This window comes from Cytobacillus mangrovibacter (assembly GCF_042865275.1).
Classification (GTDB): domain Bacteria; phylum Bacillota; class Bacilli; order Bacillales; family Cytobacillaceae; genus Cytobacillus; species Cytobacillus mangrovibacter.
In genome coordinates this window covers 402,832-422,431 of sequence record NZ_JBIACJ010000003.1, presented here as the reverse complement: position 1 = coordinate 422,431, position 19,600 = coordinate 402,832, and the positions used below count along the sequence as shown (strand labels likewise).

General features: G+C 36.9%; 17 protein-coding genes and 1 other annotated feature. Of the genes, 4 read left to right on the top strand and 13 right to left on the bottom strand.

The genetic code is table 11. The features are described from left to right. The first annotated feature begins 21 nt into the window (after nt 1-21). A complete protein-coding gene (locus ACFYKT_RS08450; RefSeq protein ID WP_389218219.1) occupies nt 22-429 on the top strand; it encodes a globin domain-containing protein in 408 nt (135 codons plus the stop codon). Beyond that, nucleotides 426-1,307: a ClpXP adapter SpxH family protein gene (locus ACFYKT_RS08445; protein WP_389218216.1), complete on the top strand. Its 882-nt coding sequence runs from the start codon at nt 426-428 to the stop codon at nt 1,305-1,307. Before ACFYKT_RS08450 ends, ACFYKT_RS08445 begins: the two co-directional genes overlap by 4 nt. A gap of 560 nt (nt 1,308-1,867) precedes the next feature. Here the strand turns inward: ACFYKT_RS08445 and pepF are convergent. The 6 genes from pepF to ACFYKT_RS08415 all read right to left on the bottom strand — a co-directional run bounded on the left by pepF (nt 1,868) and on the right by ACFYKT_RS08415 (nt 9,254). Continuing rightward, a complete protein-coding gene (gene pepF, locus ACFYKT_RS08440; protein ID WP_389218213.1) occupies nt 1,868-3,688 on the bottom strand; it encodes an oligoendopeptidase F in 1,821 nt (606 codons plus the stop codon). A gap of 136 nt (nt 3,689-3,824) precedes the next feature. Next, nucleotides 3,825-5,021 (bottom strand): competence protein CoiA, encoded by a 1,197-nt coding sequence (locus ACFYKT_RS08435; RefSeq protein WP_389218210.1) that lies wholly within the window; start codon nt 5,019-5,021, stop codon nt 3,825-3,827. A gap of 98 nt (nt 5,022-5,119) precedes the next feature. Then, nucleotides 5,120-6,637 carry a cardiolipin synthase gene (cls, locus tag ACFYKT_RS08430; RefSeq protein WP_389218207.1) on the bottom strand — a complete coding sequence of 506 codons (1,518 nt, stop codon included), beginning with the start codon at nt 6,635-6,637 and terminating at the stop codon, nt 5,120-5,122. 62 nt (nt 6,638-6,699) lie between these two features. Continuing rightward, on the bottom strand, nt 6,700-7,362 hold the full coding sequence (gene mecA, locus ACFYKT_RS08425) for an adaptor protein MecA (RefSeq protein ID WP_389218204.1): 663 nt from the start codon (nt 7,360-7,362) through the stop codon (nt 6,700-6,702). A gap of 593 nt (nt 7,363-7,955) precedes the next feature. After that, the gene (spxA, locus tag ACFYKT_RS08420) at nt 7,956-8,351 is read right to left on the bottom strand and encodes a transcriptional regulator SpxA (protein WP_389218200.1); all 396 of its coding nucleotides are present in this window, start codon (nt 8,349-8,351) and stop codon (nt 7,956-7,958) included. Nucleotides 8,352-8,678: 327 nt separating this feature from the next. Beyond that, nucleotides 8,679-9,254 carry a GNAT family N-acetyltransferase gene (locus ACFYKT_RS08415; protein ID WP_389218197.1) on the bottom strand — a complete coding sequence of 192 codons (576 nt, stop codon included), beginning with the start codon at nt 9,252-9,254 and terminating at the stop codon, nt 8,679-8,681. Nucleotides 9,255-9,678: 424 nt separating this feature from the next. Here ACFYKT_RS08415 and ACFYKT_RS08410 point away from each other — a divergent pair, with 424 nt between their 5' ends. Beyond that, a complete protein-coding gene (locus tag ACFYKT_RS08410; protein ID WP_389218194.1) occupies nt 9,679-9,864 on the top strand; it encodes a hypothetical protein in 186 nt (61 codons plus the stop codon). Between the two features lie 33 nt (nt 9,865-9,897). Here the strand turns inward: ACFYKT_RS08410 and ACFYKT_RS08405 are convergent, their stop codons facing one another. From ACFYKT_RS08405 to ACFYKT_RS08385, 5 genes are all read right to left on the bottom strand, one after another. Continuing rightward, nucleotides 9,898-10,833, bottom strand: coding sequence for an ABC transporter ATP-binding protein (locus ACFYKT_RS08405; protein WP_389218187.1), 936 nt, complete (start codon nt 10,831-10,833; stop codon nt 9,898-9,900). A 2-nt stretch (nt 10,834-10,835) separates the two neighbouring features. After that, entirely contained in the window at nt 10,836-11,903 is a 1,068-nt protein-coding gene (locus tag ACFYKT_RS08400; RefSeq protein ID WP_389218184.1) for an ABC transporter ATP-binding protein, read from the bottom strand. 139 nt (nt 11,904-12,042) lie between these two features. Continuing rightward, complete coding sequence (locus ACFYKT_RS08395) at nt 12,043-12,960, bottom strand: ABC transporter permease (RefSeq protein ID WP_389218322.1); 918 nt, start codon at nt 12,958-12,960, stop codon at nt 12,043-12,045. Then, nucleotides 12,961-13,896 carry an ABC transporter permease gene (locus ACFYKT_RS08390; RefSeq protein WP_389218181.1) on the bottom strand — a complete coding sequence of 312 codons (936 nt, stop codon included), beginning with the start codon at nt 13,894-13,896 and terminating at the stop codon, nt 12,961-12,963. 215 nt (nt 13,897-14,111) lie between these two features. Continuing rightward, a complete protein-coding gene (locus ACFYKT_RS08385) occupies nt 14,112-15,758 on the bottom strand; it encodes a peptide ABC transporter substrate-binding protein (protein WP_389218179.1) in 1,647 nt (548 codons plus the stop codon). Nucleotides 15,759-16,412: 654 nt separating this feature from the next. After that, nucleotides 16,413-16,626, top strand: a binding site (T-box leader). A 131-nt stretch (nt 16,627-16,757) separates the two neighbouring features. Here ACFYKT_RS08385 and trpS point away from each other — a divergent pair. Next, nucleotides 16,758-17,747, top strand: coding sequence for a tryptophan--tRNA ligase (gene trpS / locus ACFYKT_RS08380; RefSeq protein WP_389218176.1), 990 nt, complete (start codon nt 16,758-16,760; stop codon nt 17,745-17,747). A 29-nt stretch (nt 17,748-17,776) separates the two neighbouring features. On the opposite strand, the gene ACFYKT_RS08375 is transcribed toward trpS, so the two are convergent. Both ACFYKT_RS08375 and opp4C read right to left on the bottom strand, forming a co-directional pair. Further along, on the bottom strand, nt 17,777-18,523 hold the full coding sequence (locus ACFYKT_RS08375; RefSeq protein WP_389218173.1) for a YjbA family protein: 747 nt from the start codon (nt 18,521-18,523) through the stop codon (nt 17,777-17,779). A gap of 155 nt (nt 18,524-18,678) precedes the next feature. Next, nucleotides 18,679-19,593, bottom strand: a complete 915-nt coding sequence (gene opp4C / locus ACFYKT_RS08370) for an oligopeptide ABC transporter permease (protein WP_389218170.1) — start codon at nt 19,591-19,593, stop codon at nt 18,679-18,681. Nucleotides 19,594-19,600 lie beyond the last annotated feature (7 nt).

Sequence of the window (19,600 nt, the reverse complement as noted above, 5' to 3'; positions counted from 1 at the left end):
TCATGAAGAAGGAGCATTCATATGGTCGAGAAAATGCATACACCGTTCGATGCGATCGGTGAAGATAAGCTTCACCAGCTTGTTGAGGCTTTTTACACCCGTGTTGGGCAACATCCTGATCTCGTTCCCATTTTCCCAAATGATCTTACGGAAACTGCTAGAAAGCAAAAGCAATTTTTAACTCAATATTTAGGAGGCCCCCCCTTATATACATCTGAACATGGACACCCTATGCTCCGTGCTCGGCATATGCCCTTTGAGATTACCGAAACAAGAGCAAAGGCATGGCTTACATGCATGAATGAGGCAATGGATGAAGTGGAGCTTGTTGGACCAGTCCGTGAAGACTTTTATTCAAGGCTCTTTTTAACTGCACAGCATATGATTAATACATCTGAAAATGAAATGATGAAAGGTGAGAACTTGTGAACAATCAGGAATCATTCGAATCAAAGCCGACATCTCCTCATTGTCATGGCAGTGAGAGAAAGCCACTTGAATTGTACATGTTCATTGATCCTCTTTGTCCAGAGTGCTGGGCACTTGAACCAATTCTTAAAAAGCTTATGATTGAATATGGCCGTTATTTTTCTATTAAGCATGTCTTAAGCGGCAGATTAGCCACATTGAATATGGCCAGAAAGCAAAATTTTGAAAGCATGGCTGATCTTTGGGAAAAAACGGCTAGTCGATCCGGAATGTCATGTGATGGGAACCTTTGGTTGGAAAATCCAATTTCCTCCCCACATCTCGCATCCATTGCAATTAAAGCTGCAGAGCTACAAGGAAGAAGAGCCGGAATCAGGTATTTACGAAAATTGCAAGAAATGCTGTTTTTGGAAAAACAGAATGTTTCAAGCTTTGATGTATTAAAGAAGTGTGCAAAATTAATTGGGCTGGATGTCGATGAATTTATCGCTGATATTCATTCCGAAAGTGCCGCAAAAGCATTTCAATGTGATTTGAAAATCACTTCCGAAATGGAAGTGATGGAAATCCCTACACTCGTCTTCTTTAATGAAAATATTGAAGAGGAAGGCATTAAGATTACTGGTAATTATCCATATGAAGTGTATGAACAAATATTAGAAGAAATGTTAATGAAAAAGCCGGAGCGCTCTGTTCTTCCACCACTGGAGTCATTTTTACAATATTTTCAGTTTGTTGCGTCTCAGGAAATTGCTGTTGTATATAATTTACCCATTAATGAAGTTGAAAGAGAAATGAAGAAACTGCAATTAAAGCAGATAGTTGAACAAATCCCGGTTAAATACGGGATGTTTTGGAAGTATAACAATCAAGCTTAAATAGGATATATCCTCTAACAAGCAAGAAAACGACCATGCCTACGAAGCATGGTCGTTTTCTATTATTATTATCGAACAAAGGGGATGGGAGAAATCTTTCACGACCCAAACAAAGGGGTAAATGTTTGTTTGTGATCAACTTCATGTCACCAATATACCATGTAATAATTTCAACAACAATCAGTTTGTGTATTCCTTCACAATATTGTCATATCTATTCATAAAACAGAGACAACCGCATAAAATGGATTAAGCTTGACTCATATGTAAAAAAATTGGGGGGAGTGTAGAAGTGAAAAAGCTAACCATTGCCTTAATGCTCCTTTTTATTGTGTTCTCCTTTGTATTAAATATTTTGGGTTTAATGAAGATGTTTCCGATTTATATCAGCTCACCCATCTTATTTTTATCTGTTCTAATTTTTTTTGTCTTTATTAATGATCGGAAAAGGTTTAAAGGATTTTAACCTAAAAAAGTCCTGTGGATATAGCGTTAAAAAGGTAAACGATACAGCAGCTCACCTTTTTATTTTGCATACCCACAGGTCATTTCAGCCCAATTTATTTACTAAGCAGATTTTCCATTTCATTTAGTTTTTCCTCGAATACTTTACAAGCATCCTCAATTGCTTTCGAGCTTGTCATATCGACTCCTGCTTTCTTTAATACCTCAATTGGGTAATCTGAGCTTCCTGACTTCAAAAACTCTATATATCGATCGACAGCAGGCTTTCCTTCTTCTAGAATCTGCTTGCTTAATGCTGTTGCCGCACTAAATCCTGTTGCATATTGATATACATAATAATTGTAATAGAAATGCGGAATTCGAGACCATTCTAATCCAATTTCCTCATCTATAATGAGATCGTCTTCGCCAAAGTATTTTTTATTAAGAGCATAGTATTCTTTTGTTAATTCATCGGCAGTCAATGCCTCATTGTTTTGCGCCTTTTGATGAATGAGATGTTCAAATTCAGCAAACATCGTTTGACGGAAAACCGTTCCTCTAAAGCCCTCCAGATAATGATTTAAAAGGAATAACCTTTTTTTATCATCATCAATTGTCTTTAGCAAATAATCATTTAATAGCGATTCATTACAGGTTGATGCCACCTCAGCAACGAAAATCGAATAGTTTCCATAAGGATATGGCTGTGTTTTCCTCGTGTAGTAGCTATGAACGGAATGTCCAAATTCATGCGCAAGTGTAAACAAATTATTGACATTGTCCTGCCAGTTCATCAAGATGTATGGATTTGTCCCATATGAACCTGATGAATAAGCGCCACTACGCTTCCCTTTATTCTCATGCACATCAACCCAGCGATTATCAAAGCCTTCTTTTAATACATTTAAGTATTCATCACCAAGAGGTGCAAGCCCTTTTAGTATCAATTCCTTTGCTTCTTCATACTTGATTTCCATTTTCACTTCTTTTACAAGCGGTGTATAAAGATCATACATATGAAGTTCATCAAGACCAAGCACTTTTTTACGCAGTTTGATATAGCGGTGCAATAAAGGCAAATGGTCATTAACCGTTTGAACAAGATTCTCATACACCGACTCTGGAATATTATTCGCTGCTAAAGCCGCATGGCGTGCTGAGCGATAATTTCTAACCTTCGCATTGAAATTATCATTCTTCACATTTCCGCTTAACGTACTTGCAAATGTATTACGGAATTTACCATATGTCTCATACACAGCTTTAAACGCATCATGCCTCACACGCTGATCATCACTTTCAAGGAAACGGCTGTAACGTCCATGAGTTACCTCTACTTCCTCTCCATTCTCATCTTTAATGGATGGGAATTCAAGATCAGCGTTATTAAGCATGCCAAATGTATTGCTTGAGGCACCTAATACTTCTGAAGCTTGTGCAAGCAAGGCTTCAGCCTCAGCAGAAAGAACATGTGGCCGCTGCAAATTAATTTCCGCTAATGATTGCTTATAAACTTGCAGGCTTTCCTTTTCTTCCAAAAAGCCATTGATTTTCTCTTCATCAACTGCAAGAAGCTCTGGAACAATATAGGCAAGACTACTGGCTGCTTGTGTATATAAGTTTTTGATTCGGTCATCCATACCTTGGTAGAAGGAATTCGTCGTATCTTGGTCATAACGCATATGTGCGTATGTATAAAGCTTCGAGAGACGTTCCAACAGATGATCCTGGGCTTGAAGTGCTTCATATAGCAACTCTGCACTTTCTCCCAATTTTCCTTGGTACTTGGCTACTTCAGGAATAAATGCGTTTACTTCCTTATACTCCTTATCCCATTCTTCATCATTAGCAAAAATATCTTCCAACCGCCATGTTTCCTCCACTGGAATTTCACTTCTGCTTGGAAGTCTTTTTACTGTTGTTTCGTTCGCCATCATTTCATCCTCCGTTCAACATTTCGACTTTCAAAAAATTAAACCACTCTTGAATACTTCTACCCTTAAGATCAATATCCTCCTTTTAATAGTTTCCTCACTTTTCTATTATATTCGGAATACCCTTCCATCATTATTATTGTGCCTCATTTAAGCTATCTATAATTATTTTGCCATACTTATGATAAAAATCTCTTTCCATCTTTTCTTGTTGAATTTGATTGACTGCTAGTTGTTTCGTATTTACTTTCTGCAAGCGATTGCCCCTTACAACTTGAAGAAAATTTACTTGAACAAGGAGATGGAGATATTCTTTTACCGCGATTAGGGCATTCCCCTCTCTCACCAAAGGTAATTTCCGGATTTTGATCTCTCCGCTCCATACCCTTTTCTTAAAAGAATGATATACCTGCTCGATTGTAAATTCTCTATGTTGATTAAGGACATCTATATACAAATAGCTCTGCCACTGTATAGCAGGTGTTTCAATAAATGGCGCATGGAAAACCGGCAGTCCAATTTCTGGTGGAAGATATGAGGGTATGAGGGCATTTCTATATAGTTCCTGAAGGAATTTGTTTTGTGGTGTTCCATATAGGGGACTGATATTTTTCCCTTTTCTAATCTCATTTTGCCAATCTTCAAGTTGGAATCGCTGAATACCTATTGGCTCAAGTAAATGCATTATAGTCGCTGCCTTGAGATCTGTAATTGAAAATTGGGTTATAATATTTTTTATTGTAATTGGATAAATGCTATGCAGATTAACGAGGGTATTTGTAACTGGGCAGAATGCGGTAATTCTCCACTTTTGGGAGGCTTTTGAGAGAAATAGATAATCAAATCCAGAAAGTGATGCCTTATTATTCCCTTTACGCTTAATATTTTTCCCGGCCATAATCCAGATGGGGGTTATGTTTGCCTTTAAATAATTATTTGTCCTTTTAATAAATAGTTCTTCCGGAATAATAGAGCATTGATACTCGAGCGCATACTGCACATTATTGTAGACGAAGCTAATATCTGGCCGCTGTGAAATTTCTTTATAATATGGTTCAAGAATTGGTTTGAACCCCATTGACGACAACCATTCATACAGGAGAATTTTCCCCCTTAAATGATAATCTGATTCTCTTTCATAATAATTGGAGCAAGCAGCACCTTGCTTGTGGGCAAAATGGCTGATCTTTTTTGAACCAATTTTTAAAATAAGCTGTTCTCCACATTCTGGACAATAGAAAAGCTCCGTTTTCCTCAGCTCCTGTAATTGTTCTTGGTTATACCTAACAGCCAAGCTAAACCAATCTCCATGCTTTGTTTTTGAAACAAGCAATTCCTCATCTCCTTTCTTTGCTTACTATAGTTCGCCAGACAATGACAAAAACCTTCTTTTTTAGTCAAAAAAAACCTAGCCTTTCATTAGACTAGGTTCTATAAAAACGGTGATAGCAATCTTGAGGTAGATTCGATAATTCGGTAGCCAATATGTCTTCTTTTAAATTTATGAATTTCAATTTTTCTTGATTGCTTTAGGTCATTTAAATATTCTTTTACTAATTTTTGCGTACTTCTTGTTCGATATAAAAATGCATTTACTTCGAAATTCAAGTGAAAACTTCTCATATCCATATTAGATGTTCCGATAGATGCTAGCTCCTCATCAACAATAACGATCTTGCTATGCATAAAGCCTTTTTTATATTCATAAATTTTCACTCCTGCTTCTAACAGCTCTGGAAAATAGGATCTAGATGCAAAGAAAACTATTTTCTTATCAGGTTTATGGGGCATCAGTAATCGGACATCTACCCCACTAAGCGCAGCTATTTTTAGAGCAGAGAAAATATCTTCATCAGGTATAAAATATGGGGAGGCAATCCAGACAGATTTCTCAGCTGATGTAATCATTGAGAAGAAAATGTTCTTGATAACGCTCCACTCATTATCTGGTCCCCCAGCGATCAATTGTACCCCGCCATGGATGTTTTCTTCCAAATCAGGTGATAAATAATCGGCAGATAAAATATTTTTATTCGTCATATAATACCAATCTTGAAGAAAAATGAGCTGAAGACTTCTTACGGCCTCTCCTTTCAGCATCATATGGGTATCACGCCAAAAGCCAAAGTTACTATCACGGCCTAAATACTCATCTCCAATATTTAATCCACCTACAAAGCCAATACTTCCATCAATAACGATGATCTTCCTATGATTGCGGAAATTAATTTTATTATTTAGAAAGGGAAGCTTAACAGGACCAAATGGAATAATCTCTACTCCTACTTGGCGCAGCTCATTAATATATTTTTTGGACAATTGCCAAGATCCAACAGCATCAAACAGGAATCTAATTTTAACTCCTTCCTTTGCCTTTTGAATGAGAACCTCTTTTATTTCTTGGCCAATTGCATCGTGACGTACAATATAGTATTCCAAATGGATATGATGAGTGGCCTTTCTCAATGATTGCAGAATCTCTTGGAACGTTTCTTCACCATTGGTCAATACTTGCGTTTGCGTAGCAAATGAGATCGGACTATGTCCCAAGTTCTGTGCTAAATAAAATAGTTTTCTTTGATTATCACCCATTTGCTTCATTTTCTCTTCATTAATCGGGTCAATTTCACCTTCAATCCGAAGAAAAGCTTGTTTATCTAGGATATATTTGCGTCTAAACATCTTTTCCTTTTTATAGTTTCTTCCAAATAATAGATAGAAAATAAATCCTACTAGCGGAAAACTTCCTAATACAACTAACCATGTAAGTGTTTGCGCTGGATGGCGATTTTCAAGAAAGATAACAAACGCAATAAAAACCACTGACATTGACATTAGTATACTTACATAGCCTAGATAGCCCGCTTTTGGATCAATATAGTGATCATAGACAAAGATAAATCCTGCCAATATACTAAGAAATAAGCCAATTCTAACTGTATTCTTCACTTTTAGCACCTGCCATTTTTCATAAAAAAACCCGATTTCATTTATGAAATCGGTTCTTCTATTTAAAAGTACTTTCTTAATTCAGCAAAAACGTCTTCTTCGATGATTAACTTGCCATATTCTTCAATACGATGAATCGTTTTTTGTGTTTCTAATCCATATTCAAGTAAAATGGATAATAAATTATCGATATCTTCTTCTTCAAATTCCTCTTCAGGAAACTCTACAAATAAATAATATTTTCCCTCAAATGAATATAACTTTGTCGGAATAGAATCTAAGCCGCCACGTTTTGAAAGAGAAATGAGATCTTCAAAGTCTGCAAATGTTAATAGGAAATCAAGATTTTCTTCAAACTCTATTTCATTTTCATCCAATACAGGATTGAAATGCTGATCAAGGAGTTCTTCAATACGCTCATCTACTGGAAGATGATTTAGCTTCTCATCAGATATAGGAAGCTCAAGCTTCTGACCATCCCTAGATAGCTGCGCCCTTGTCACTAAGATTTCCAAGCCCTTATCTAAAGCCTGAACTTGAATCCAAAGCGGTCCCTCAATAGTAAATTCTTCCTCTTGATGAACTTCATCCATCATTTCCCAGAAAAGTTCTTCACTTCGTTCACGATTATACCAAATCTCATCACGTTCAAAGCCTCTTTCTTCTATATCAACATAAGAAATATAAAACTTTACTGTATTGTCATTAATTCGTTCGATTTCCATTTTGCAACTCTCCCTTCTGTGGAATTAGTTGAAGGGATTAAATACCCCATATATTTATTGTGAAGTCTTCATTACCAATATAGGGTTCATCCCTTTTTAAAGAAGGTAATTGTTATTGCGCCTTGTACATTTATTTTATGACAAAAAGCGTATAAAGGGAATGAAAATGTCACAACTTTATAAAAACCGTTAAATGCCTATTTGATTTCTTTGTATTTTATCAAAGATTATTAACTTTCACAAACTAAATAGCTTATCTAATACAAAAAGGCTCTTTTCGCAAATATCGTTGTTTTTGCCTTACAATGTAGCCCGTTGATTTCCGCTGCGGGCACTTGCTTTCCGCGGGGAGTGACGTGAGCCTCCTCGGCGCGAGCGCCTGCGGGGTCTCACGCTTCCCTCCATTCCCGCAGGAGTCAAGCGCCCTCCGCTCCAATCAACTCAGAGAATTAGATGAAATTGTATTAGAAAGCAACAATCTTTACGAAAACAGACTACAAAAAAGACCTTCCGTCCGTAGAAAGAAGGTCTTTTATTAGAAGTAAGTAAGGATAACTTGTTACATTTTGAGAAGAAACTTTTTTGGTTTCTATTTAGTTTACTAAGCGCTGAGCTTCTCGAAGCTGGAATGTGCGTACTTTTCTTGGTAAGAATCGTCTAATTTCATCTTCATTGTATCCAACTTGTAAACGTTTTTCATCCAGGATAATTGGACGACGCAGCAAACCTGGATTTTCCTTAATCAACTCAAATAAATCCTGTAATGGCATAGCTTCTAAGTTTACATCTAATTTTTGAAATATTTTTGAGCGTGTGGAAATAATTTCATCTGTACCATCTTCAGTCATACGAAGAATCTCTTTGATTTCTTCAATTGAAAGTGGTTCTGAAAAAATGTTTCTTTCTTTATAAGCTATTTCATGTTCTTCCAACCATGATTTAGCTTTCCTGCATGATGTACAACTTGGTGAAGTGTATAATGTGACCATTTTACAAATTCACTCCTTTATTATTGACATATCGAAACACTCTATATAGAATTTGGTTTGTTTATTAATGAACATACGAGCTAATCCTAAATTAAAATTACTTTAATCAAGTAATTTATATAAGATATTATACACTAAGTATGATAGCTTTGGTATATCTTTTTAGAATTAAAGTGATACAGTATTTTTAAATTTAATCAAATGTTCATTTTTGTAAACCTATAATATAAGACGTATGAGGAGCAAAAAAGTTTCATTTATACGAAAAGTTTTTTTCGTTTCTCAATTAAAAGCAAGAAACGAAAACATTTCTGACCATGAAAGACATTAAATTTCATCTAATATATCTTCACCAGCTTTATCCTTTTCAAAAGTAAGTACCTCATCAACTGGCTGGTATGATTCCCCGTAAAAATGGGTGTCACGATACGTATGAATCATTTCATATGTCTTTTGCATGGCTTTAAAGACTAATTCCTCACTTTCATTATTTGGTGCCCAGTACAGTATTTCCATTTCATTCATTTCTTTAGTGGCAAGCGAACGTCTTCTGTATCCAATGGAACTAGCATGCTCAAAGCCTTCTCTTTTATAAAACCGCAGCCTTTTTTCTGTATCTGTATCTTCATAATTAATTGGCTCAACTTCTAAAATAATTGGCTTTTCTTTTTTCTTAAGTTTCTCCAGTAATTGATGTCCCAAGCCTTGTCCGCGTGATTCTTTAGAGATGTATAAATAATCAATGAATACAAAGCTATCAAGTTCAGCATACATTAAGACATGATACGGGCCTTCATCCTTATGATAATCTTCAGGGTGTTCCTTTAATAATGTTTCCATATGCTCTTTTGATTTCATTTCCTCAACAGGGAAATATTGATTGAGCTTTTCATACCAATTCATCATGATCTCTCCTTTTTAGTTTTTGCTGTTTTCGCAAACATTGTTGCTAATGAGAAACTAATTGGTAGAGGTTGATTTCCGCTCCAGGATGCTCGCTTTCCGCGGGGTGGGCGGTGAGCCTCCTCGGTGCTAAAGCACCTGTGGGGTCTCACCTGTCCCACCGCTCCCGCAGGAGTCTCGCACCTTCCGCTCCAATCAACCAAATTTGCCAACGGTTCTCATTCACACCATTTGTTCAATAAACATCTAACTTTTTAGTAAAGAGCCTTAGTTTTAATAAAATTAACATACAAAAAAGTCATAATCAAATGACCGATTTATTGTTTTTCCCCTTTCAATACTTTGAAAATTCTAATACAATAGGGATAGGAGAATACTTTTGATACTTTCAATCTTATTGTGAATAGAATAATGGGGGTTTATCATGGGTGGATACATAACTGATTTAATCATTGTTGCATTACTAATTGTAGGTTTAACAGCTACAATCGGTGTCATTACAAATGGCATTGGAAACAGCCTATTTGGCGGGAAAAAGAGAACAGAATTTGTCGATCAATCTGCAAAGGTACAGGTCGGTTGGAAAGCTGTCGGCGGTAAAAGGAAATAAGAAAAAACGATCTCATTTTGAGATCGTTTTTTCTTATTTCTTATATTGTGCTTTATATTGCTTTTCTTCTTTCTCAGAACAGTAAACAAAATGACCATTGGCAATTTCACGCATTTCAAGTTTCTCATCATCACTATAATTATGAACTTTCGGATCATATGATTTACGTGTGCGTGTTCGCTCTGTTTCAGGATCTGGAAGTGGAATCGCTGATAATAATGATTGAGTATACGGATGCATTGGGTTGTTGTAAAGGTCCTCTGCTGTTGCAAGCTCAACTAGCTTTCCAAAATACATTACACCGATACGGTCACTAATATACTTAACCATTGAAAGATCATGGGCAATAAATAAGTATGTTAATCCTTTTTCACGCTGAAGCTTCTTCATCAAGTTAACAACCTGTGCCTGAATAGAAACGTCAAGCGCTGAGATTGGCTCATCAGCAATGATAAAGTCTGGGTCAACAGCTAGTGCACGAGCAATTCCAATACGCTGTCTTTGACCACCGGAGAATTCATGTGGGTAACGATTGGCATGCTCTTTATTTAAGCCAACTGTTTCCAATAACTCATACACTCGTTCCATCCGCTCTTTCTTGTCTTTTGCAAGACCATGGATATCGATACCCTCTGCAATGATGTCTGAGACAGTCATACGCGGATTAAGTGAGGCATAAGGATCTTGGAAGATCATTTGCATTTTACGATTAAACTTTTTTAGTTCCTTCGCAGATTTCTTCCCGTGAACATCTTCGCCATTAAAAAGAACTTGACCATCTGTAGCATCGTATAGACGGATAATGGTACGACCAGTAGTGGATTTACCACATCCTGATTCACCTACAAGCCCTAATGTTTCCCCTCTAAAAATATCAAAGGTAACTCCATCAACAGCTTTTACTACGTTTCCTTTTCCAACATCGAAATGCTGCTTTAAATTCTTAATTTCTAATAATTTGTCAGCCATTTCTATTTACCCTCCTTCACAAGGACAGGTTGATCAAATGTAGAGGATAATTGACGTATCCGCTTTTTCACAGCTTCAGGCGGCTCAACCTTTGGTGCATCTGGATGAAGAAGCCATGTTTTTGCAAAATGTGTCTCAGAAATTTGATACATTGGCGGCTCTTCTTCAAAATCAATCGCAAGTGCGAATTGATTTCTAGCTGCAAACGCATCGCCCTTTGGCGGGTTTGTTAAGTCTGGTGGTGTACCAGGAATCGCAGCAAGTTCTGCCTTGTTATCATTATCCAAACTAGGCATGGATGCTAATAATCCCCATGTGTAAGGATGACGTGGATCATAGAAAATTTCATCAACTGTACCCATTTCAACAATTTGTCCTGCATACATAACTGCTACACGGTCAGCAACATTTGCAACAACACCAAGGTCATGAGTAATGAAAATAATCGATGTATCCATTTTGCTTTGCAAATCCTTCATTAAGTCAAGAATTTGCGCCTGAATCGTAACATCCAATGCTGTTGTCGGTTCATCAGCGATTAATAGCTTAGGATTAGCTGCTAGTGCAATGGCGATCATTGCACGCTGCCTCATACCACCAGAAAATTCATGAGGATATTGATTAACACGTCTTTCTGGCATTGGAATCCCAACAAGTGTAAGCAATTCCACAGCACGTGTTTTTGCCGCTTGCTTAGACATATTTTGATGCTTAATTAAGCCCTCCATAATTTGGGTGCCAATTTTCATCGTTGGGTTCAGAGATGTCATAGGATCTTGGAAGATCATGCTAATTTCTTTTCCACGAATCTTTTCCATTTGTTTTTCTGTTTTAGGTACAATATCGTCTCCATTGAAGAGAATTTGACCGCCAGAAATTTTGCCAGGAGGCATGGGAATTAATTTCATAATCGTCTGGGAGGTTACACTCTTACCAGACCCTGATTCACCTACAATGGCAAGTGTCTCACCTTTATGAAGGTCAAAGCTTACACCACGAACCGCTTTAACTGATCCTCCATAAGTTTGGAATGAGACTTCTAAATCTTTTACTTCAAGTATTTTTTCCATATTCTCACTCCCTTGTCTAACTACGGCGTCTAGGGCCTCGAGGTCTTAAGTCAATCTGCCAAGAAGACTAAAGTACAGTCTTCTTACCAGCTCGCCTTAAGCTTGTCGCCCCTCTAGCAAGCCGCCTCCGCTTTTCGAATTATTTGCGAAGTCTTGGGTCTAGTGCGTCACGTAAGCCGTCTCCAACAACATTAAACGCAAAAATCGTTAAACTGATAAATACTGCAGGGAAAAATAGACGCCATGGATAGTATCTAATAGCAGGCAGTCCGTCATTTGCCATTGTTCCCCAGCTGGCAAGTGGCGGTGTTAAGCCTAACCCGATAAAGCTTAAGAATGCTTCAGTAAAAATAGCATTTGGGATTGTTAATGTCATCGTAACAAGAATTGGTGCCATTGAGTTTGGAATTAAATGTTTTAACATAATTCGATTCGTATTTGCACCAAGTGTCTTAGCTGCTAGTACATACTCTTGACTCTTTAATGATAATACTTGTCCACGTACAATCCGAGCCATATTGATCCACCCAGTAATGGTCATTGCAAGAATCATCGTTCCTAGTCCTTGACCTAGTACAACCATTAATAAGATTACTAACAATAGGTAAGGAACTCCGTATAGAACGTCTGCAAAACGCATCATCATTTCGTCTGTACGTCCGCCTTTATAACCTGAGATACCGCCCCATAATACACCAATGAATAAATCAATAAGTGCAGCAGCAACCCCAATGAAGATAGAAATTCGTGCGCCTTCCCATGTACGTGCGAAAACATCACGTCCAAGGTCATCGGTGCCAAACCAGTGCTCAGAAGATGGCGCTTGGTTTTTATTTGTTAAGTCGTTTGTTCGATAATCGTATTCAGTCATGTATGGTCCAAAGATTGCCATAAAGATTAATATTGCTAATAATATTAATCCAAACATAGCAAGCTTATTTTTTCGGAATCGGATAAATACGTCTTTCCAGAAAGAAAGACTAGGTTTTGAGATTTTTTCAGCTTCAGAAATTTTTGTACCAACGAGTTGGAATTTATCTTTCGAGATCTGCATAATTTACTCTCCTTTCTTCCCACCGGCAAGTTTGATTCGTGGGTCGATGATTCCGTATGCGATGTCAACAAGGAGAATAGATGCGAGCAATATAATACTATAGAACACTGTCACACCCATAATAACCGTATAATCACGGTTTGTAATACTTGTAACGAAGTGAGCACCTAAACCAGGAATACCAAAGATTCTTTCGATAACGAAACTTCCTGTTAAAATCCCTGCAGTTAATGGCCCCATATATGTTACAACAGGTAAAAGTGCATTACGGATTGCGTGCTTTACGGTAATAACCCCTTGGCTAAGACCTTTTGCCTTCGCTGTTTTAATATAATCATTACTCATTACTTCTAACATACTTGAACGAGTTAATCGGGCAATAAATGCCATCGGTGTTGAAGCTAATGCCAGAGCTGGCAGGACAGTATGCATAAATGTTTCAAAACGAGCTACTGGGAATATCCCCATTTTAATTGCTAGGAAATATTGTAAAAAGGTTGCCATAATAAAGGATGGAACGGAAATACCTGCTACTGCAATAATCATCGCCGTGTAATCCTGCCATTTATTATGCCTTAATGCAGCTATAATACCTAGAATGAGACCAAAGGCAACTGCTAAAAAGATTGCTTCCATACCAAGTACGAATGATACAGGAAAACCTTCACTAATTAAATCATTAACCGTTTGACTTTTATACTTAAATGATGGACCAAAATCCCATTTTACTACCTTCAATAAATAATCCCCGTATTGTGCGTACCAAGGCTTATCCAAGCCATAGTGAGCATTTAGATTGGCTTCAATCTCGGGAGGCAGCTGTTTCTCAGATGTAAATGGGTTTCCCGGTGCAATGCGCATGAAGAAAAACGTTGCTGTAATGATCAACCATAAAGATATAAGCATGTACAGTAAGCGCTTTCCAATATATTTCGCCATTGACTAACACCTCCAATTTAATACGAAAAGCGTCAAGCAGCCGATTATCTGCATCAAGCATAAGTCAATTCCTTACACAAGGTGTTCTTTCCTTTTGAAAGGAATTGACTTATACCTAGAATCGGCAGTACTTGGAGCTAAACAGTTTCATCAAAGCCGAAACGAAGGTATATGGGATATTAATACCCCATATACCTTTCGTCTATTAGCTATTTTTATTCAAAATACGCCCATTTGTATTGAGCATCACCAAGACCAGAAACAACAACGTCTTTTAAGCTTTCATTTTGTACCCAGTTGTTTGTGTAGAAGTAAATTGGTGCAACTGGCATATCTTCCATGAAGATTGCTTCTGCATCTTTTAACATTTGTTGACGTGCATCAGCATCGCCTTCAGTTGCAGATTTAGCAAGTAAATCTTGGAATTCTTTGCTTTCCCATCCAGTATCATTGTTACCACCATCGGCATCACGGTACATTTCAAGGAAGTTGATTGCATCGTTAAAGTCGCCTAACCAGCCCATACGTGCAACTTGATAGTCAAGAGCATGTACTTTATCTAGGTATACAGCCCATTCTTGGTTATCAAGAGTTACTTCGATACCAAGGTTTTGCTTCCACATATCTTGGATTGCTTGTGCAATCTTTTGATGTGCTTCAGATGTGTTGTAAGAAAGTACGATCGCTGGAAGCTCAGAAGCATCTTTGTAACCAAGCTCTTCTAAACCTTTTTGTAAAAATTCTTTTGCAGCTTCAACATCATTGTCAGGGAAATAACCTTTTTCATTTTCAGGGAACATTGATGGTGGGACGATACCCATAGCCGGTAATTGTTCACCTTGAAGAATGTTGTCAATTAGTTCTTGACGGTTCATTGCATGTGCAAGTGCTTTACGGATATTTACATTAGCTGTTGGACCTTCAGTAGTATTAAACTTGTAGTTGTAAACACCAGCAATTGATTGTGTTACTAATGTGCCTTGATCTTTAAGAGCTTGCATTGCATCAGTTGGAAGTGCACCAGTTGGCGCTCCAGCCCAGTCAAGCTCACCGTTGTCAAACATAGATAATTCAGTATTTGGATCGTTAATCATAATCATTTCAATATTTTCTAATTTTACAGTTTCAGCATCCCAGTACTTTTCATTCTTTTTAAGAAGGATCTTGTCACTGTGAGACCATTCAGTCATAACGAAAGGTCCGTTAGACGTATAATCATCACCAGCATCATTAGCCCATTCTGGGTTAGCTTCAGCAATTTTGCTGTTGATTGGTAAGTAAGTATAGAAAGCTGTTAATTCTAAGAAGAATGGAGTTGGGTTAGCTAATGTAACTTCAAGAGTTTTCTCATCTACTGCTTTAATACCAACATCATCCATTGATCCACCATTTAAGTTAGCATCTTCTCCACCTTTAATATAATAAAGTTGGTATGCGTACTCAGATTGGTTATTTGGATCTAACGCCCATTTCCAAGCGTATTCAAAGTCTTTAGCAGTTACAGGGTCACCATTAGACCATTGTGCATCACGTAATGTGAAAGTATAAACAGTTTGGTCTTCTGAAATGTCAATTTTTTCTGCTGCTGCTTCATGAGGCTTGCCATCTTGTCCAACACGAGTAAGTCCTTCGAATGTTTGACGAAGTACTGTACCAGAAGTAGAATCTTTTGCTAATCCTGGGTGTAAAGATGGTGGTTCAGAGTTGATATTCACACTTAAATCTTGCGCTACATCAGACTTTCCAGCGTCTTTGTCGCCGCTTTTCTCGCCGCTGTCAGCATCATCTTTGCCGCCACAAGCTGCAAGGAACATGCTAAGAACTAGCAACATACTAAAAAAGATCGATAATCTTTTCTTCACGGATGAAACCCCCTATATTTATTTACCCAAACGTTCTTTACTTATTTCATTCACAAAACACAACTGTACGCTGTGGGTATATTACTTAAATAGTCTGTAAATTTTAGGTGAAAAAATAAGCAGACTATCTGCTAGTAACTCAAAAAGTAAGTGATGTACTCACATAGTGTAATTCCTTTTATCATGACAAGCAGTCAAAAGATTACACACGTTTGTTATTCTTACTCTTATTCTACTATAATAAATTCCCCAAATTTCGCGTTGTTATTATTTCGTAAAATTTGTAACAATTTCGTAAAGAATTCGTTTGTTAGGTTTATTATAAATAGTTTAAAAATTTATTGCAAGTAGGTTTTCTCTGTTATATAGCAATCTAGCAATCAAATTTTTTAAAAAATACTTATGTAATAAGTGTTTATAAGTCATAAAAAAAATTTTAAATTCGTCATTTTTCGTGATTTTTCGCATATTTTCATATAATAATTTATAAGAAAATTACCTGTTATGGAGAAAAATCAATCGCTCTTTTTATTACTTCGTCCATTAAGGCTTGTTCAACTAAACAGACCGACAGTTTAGAGAAGAATGTCTCAATTTGTAAAAAGATTGATTTTTACACCCAAATATTATAATATTACATTTAATATAATAAAAGCAATGGCTATGATAAAGAGTAGTACATTTATTTTCGGTTTTTAAGAGAGCTTGTGGATGGTGAAAACAAGCAACCGGGTAAATCGAATGGACTTTTGAGCTGTCTGATGACGTTACCTCACGTTATAGAGGGTTCCATGCAATTTTTTGCATGGTTATAGAGTGGCTCAATTTTGAGTAATTAGGGTGGCAACGCGGACCATTCGTCCCTATTTTTAGGGAACGAATGGTCTTTTTTGTGTTTATTTTTTGCTACACCTGTTTATCTTATAGGAAGATACACGTCTAAAGTATAAGATCCCATTCAAGGACTACTTCTTTTAGCCAATAACAAGGAGGAACATAATGAAAACTATATTTTCTGGCATCCAGCCTAGCGGTACTATTACACTTGGGAATTACATTGGTGCTCTAAAGCAATTCGTCGAATTACAAAATGAATACAATTGTTATTTTTGCATTGTTGATCAACATGCGATTACTGTACCACAAGACAAACTTGAGTTAAGGAAGAATATCCGCAGTCTTGCTGCACTTTACTTAGCTGTAGGGATTGATCCTGATAAGGCTACCCTATTTATTCAATCAGAAGTACCGGCACATGCTCAAGCTGGATGGATGATGCAATGTATCTCCTATATCGGTGAATTAGAACGAATGACACAATTCAAAGATAAGTCAGCTGGAAAAGATGCTGTTTCAGCTGCACTTTTAACTTATCCTCCATTAATGGTTGCTGATATCTTGTTGTATAATACAGATCTTGTTCCTGTTGGCGAAGATCAAAAACAGCATATCGAATTAACTCGTGATTTAGCTGAAAGATTTAATAAAAAATATAATGATATCTTTACCATTCCTGAAGTACGCATTCCTAAAGTTGGCGCACGCATCATGTCCTTACAAGAACCGACAAAGAAAATGAGTAAATCTGATCCAAACACGAAAGCATCTATTCGATTGCTGGATGATCTAAAGCAAATTGAAAAGAAGATTAAAAGTGCTGTTACGGATTCAGAAGGGATTGTTAAATACGATAAAGAAAACAAGCCAGGAGTTTCCAATCTTCTTTCCATTTATTCCATATTCTCTGGAAAAGAAATAAGCGAACTCGAAAGATTATATGAAGGAAAAGGCTACGGAGACTTTAAAGCAGACTTAGCAGAAGTAGTGATTAATGAAATTAAACCGATTCAAGAAAGATATGCTGAGCTAATGGAATCTAGTGAGCTTGATGAAATTCTTGACCGCGGCGCTGAAAAAGCACAAGTCGTTGCAAATAAAATGCTGAAGAAAATGGAAAACGCTATGGGGTTGGGACGAAAAAGAAGATAAATTAAAAAGGAGCTAATTCTAGCTCCTTTTTAATTTACTTTCGGTCCATGTTCCATCTCCCATAGCTTTTCAAAGAATGGCTGACCTTTAATTAGATTTTCACAAAATTGCTCATGCTTGCTTGTCCATCCGTATTTACTTTGTTCAAAAAGCTGAAGCCATGCCTCATTAAATTCCATTTGCTGAATTTCCGCATAAAACTCTGGACTCCATTCTGTATACCAATAACGCACTTCTGCCACATTTTTCGAAGAAAATAATTGATCTAGTGCCATGAACAATAATTGCTTAAGCTGTCTTTCCTTTCTTGTCAAACCATTCATTAGCTCAGGTGAAGGCGAGAGAATATGGAAATCTTTTAATGCTCTTTGGTCATTGAATGAATAGGAAATAGGATCATGATTATCAAGCATTTCATAGGCAAGCTGTTCCTGCCTTGGAATAAGTCTGCTTTTACGAATCGGAATATTATAACCAATCGTATCAACAGCTAGTATTCCAACACCATCTGATACAACAAAGCAATATTCCAATTGAACACGTTCATGATTTTTTCTTAAATATGCCTTTTGATAAATGTCATCCAAAAGTTGTTGAGGCAGTTCTGATAAGTCATTTTCAATGTAATTAAATAAAATGGGATCAATTTTTATAAGTGGTACCTGGTCAAGCAATTCTACACCATCATCTTTGCGCCATTCATGAAAGTGGCAAACATTGTAGCCATTTTCTTCACCTTCAAACCAATTCACCCAAACGTCATGAAGATATAACATCTTTTTACCCCCACTTCAACAAACTATTTGTCATTCAGTATGGGCAGTCAGAAGTAAAATTATTCCTAAATTAGAAGAAGAGTCAGTTGCTAACCTTGTAAAACAACAAAAGTCCCCTTCATAGAGGAGACTTTTTGTTCTACATAACCTTTGTTTTAATTAATTGATTTAGGATCTAAGGCATCACGCAGACCATCACCGATAAAGTTAAAGGATAGAACGGTCAATAAAATGAGCAATCCTGGGAAGAATGGGTACCATGGTGCTGTCGTCATTACTGTAAAGTTCTGTGCATCTTGAAGCATGTTGCCCCAAGTGGCTGTCGGAGGTGAAATACCTAATCCAAAGTAACTGAGTGCAGCTTCTGCCAAGATAACTGACCCTACTAGTAATGTTGCAGATACGATAATTGGCCCCATTGCATTTGGCAAAATATGACTAAAAATAATTTTGTATGATTTGGTTCCGATTGTCTTAGATGCAAGGACAAATTCTCTTGATCGAAGCGTTAAGAACTCTCCTCTGACAAGACGTGCTGTGCTTGTCCAACTCGTTAATGCAAAGATGAGAATCAAATTACCAACACTTGGCTTAAAAATTGTAACGATTGTAATTAATAAGAAAAAGCTAGGAATTGAGATTACAATATCAACAAACCTCATTAGAATCGCATCGATGATTCCACCATAATAACCGGCGAGTGCACCTACTGTCACACCAACAATTAATGCTCCTGCTACTGATCCAAAGCCTACTAGTAAAGATATTTGTCCTCCATATAATAAACGTGTAAAAATATCTCTACCATATCGATCAGTTCCAAGCCAATATTCGCTGCTCGGAGGCTTAAGCTTGTCTATTAAGTTCATCTGTTCAAAACTGTATGGTGCAATAAATGGTGCAAATATTGCTGCTAAAATGATCAGGATCAAAACTATAGCCCCGATAACAGCAAGTTTGTTCATCATAAACTTCCGAAAAAATATTCTTGTTAATGTATCAGGCTTAACTTTTAAATTGGGGTTTAGTTGCAATTCCTCTTGTGAAATTTCCACATTGCTCTGTGACATGATAACC

Excerpts from the sequence above, each read along its gene's own strand:
- ACFYKT_RS08410 (WP_389218194.1), top strand. The coding sequence starts at position 9,679 with ATGGGTGGATACATAACTGATTTAATCATTGTTGCATTACTAATTGTA.
- spxA (WP_389218200.1), bottom strand. The coding sequence starts at position 8,351 with ATGGTCACATTATACACTTCACCAAGTTGTACATCATGCAGGAAAGCT.
- mecA (WP_389218204.1), bottom strand. The coding sequence starts at position 7,362 with ATGGAAATCGAACGAATTAATGACAATACAGTAAAGTTTTATATTTCT.
- ACFYKT_RS08415 (WP_389218197.1), bottom strand. The coding sequence starts at position 9,254 with ATGAATTGGTATGAAAAGCTCAATCAATATTTCCCTGTTGAGGAAATG.
- trpS (WP_389218176.1), top strand. The coding sequence starts at position 16,758 with ATGAAAACTATATTTTCTGGCATCCAGCCTAGCGGTACTATTACACTT.
- ACFYKT_RS08405 (WP_389218187.1), bottom strand. The coding sequence starts at position 10,833 with ATGGCTGACAAATTATTAGAAATTAAGAATTTAAAGCAGCATTTCGAT.
- ACFYKT_RS08450 (WP_389218219.1), top strand. The coding sequence starts at position 22 with ATGGTCGAGAAAATGCATACACCGTTCGATGCGATCGGTGAAGATAAG.
- ACFYKT_RS08390 (WP_389218181.1), bottom strand. The coding sequence starts at position 13,896 with ATGGCGAAATATATTGGAAAGCGCTTACTGTACATGCTTATATCTTTA.
- opp4C (WP_389218170.1), bottom strand. The coding sequence starts at position 19,593 with ATGTCACAGAGCAATGTGGAAATTTCACAAGAGGAATTGCAACTAAAC.
- ACFYKT_RS08400 (WP_389218184.1), bottom strand. The coding sequence starts at position 11,903 with ATGGAAAAAATACTTGAAGTAAAAGATTTAGAAGTCTCATTCCAAACT.
- ACFYKT_RS08375 (WP_389218173.1), bottom strand. The coding sequence starts at position 18,523 with ATGTTATATCTTCATGACGTTTGGGTGAATTGGTTTGAAGGTGAAGAA.
- pepF (WP_389218213.1), bottom strand. The coding sequence starts at position 3,688 with ATGGCGAACGAAACAACAGTAAAAAGACTTCCAAGCAGAAGTGAAATT.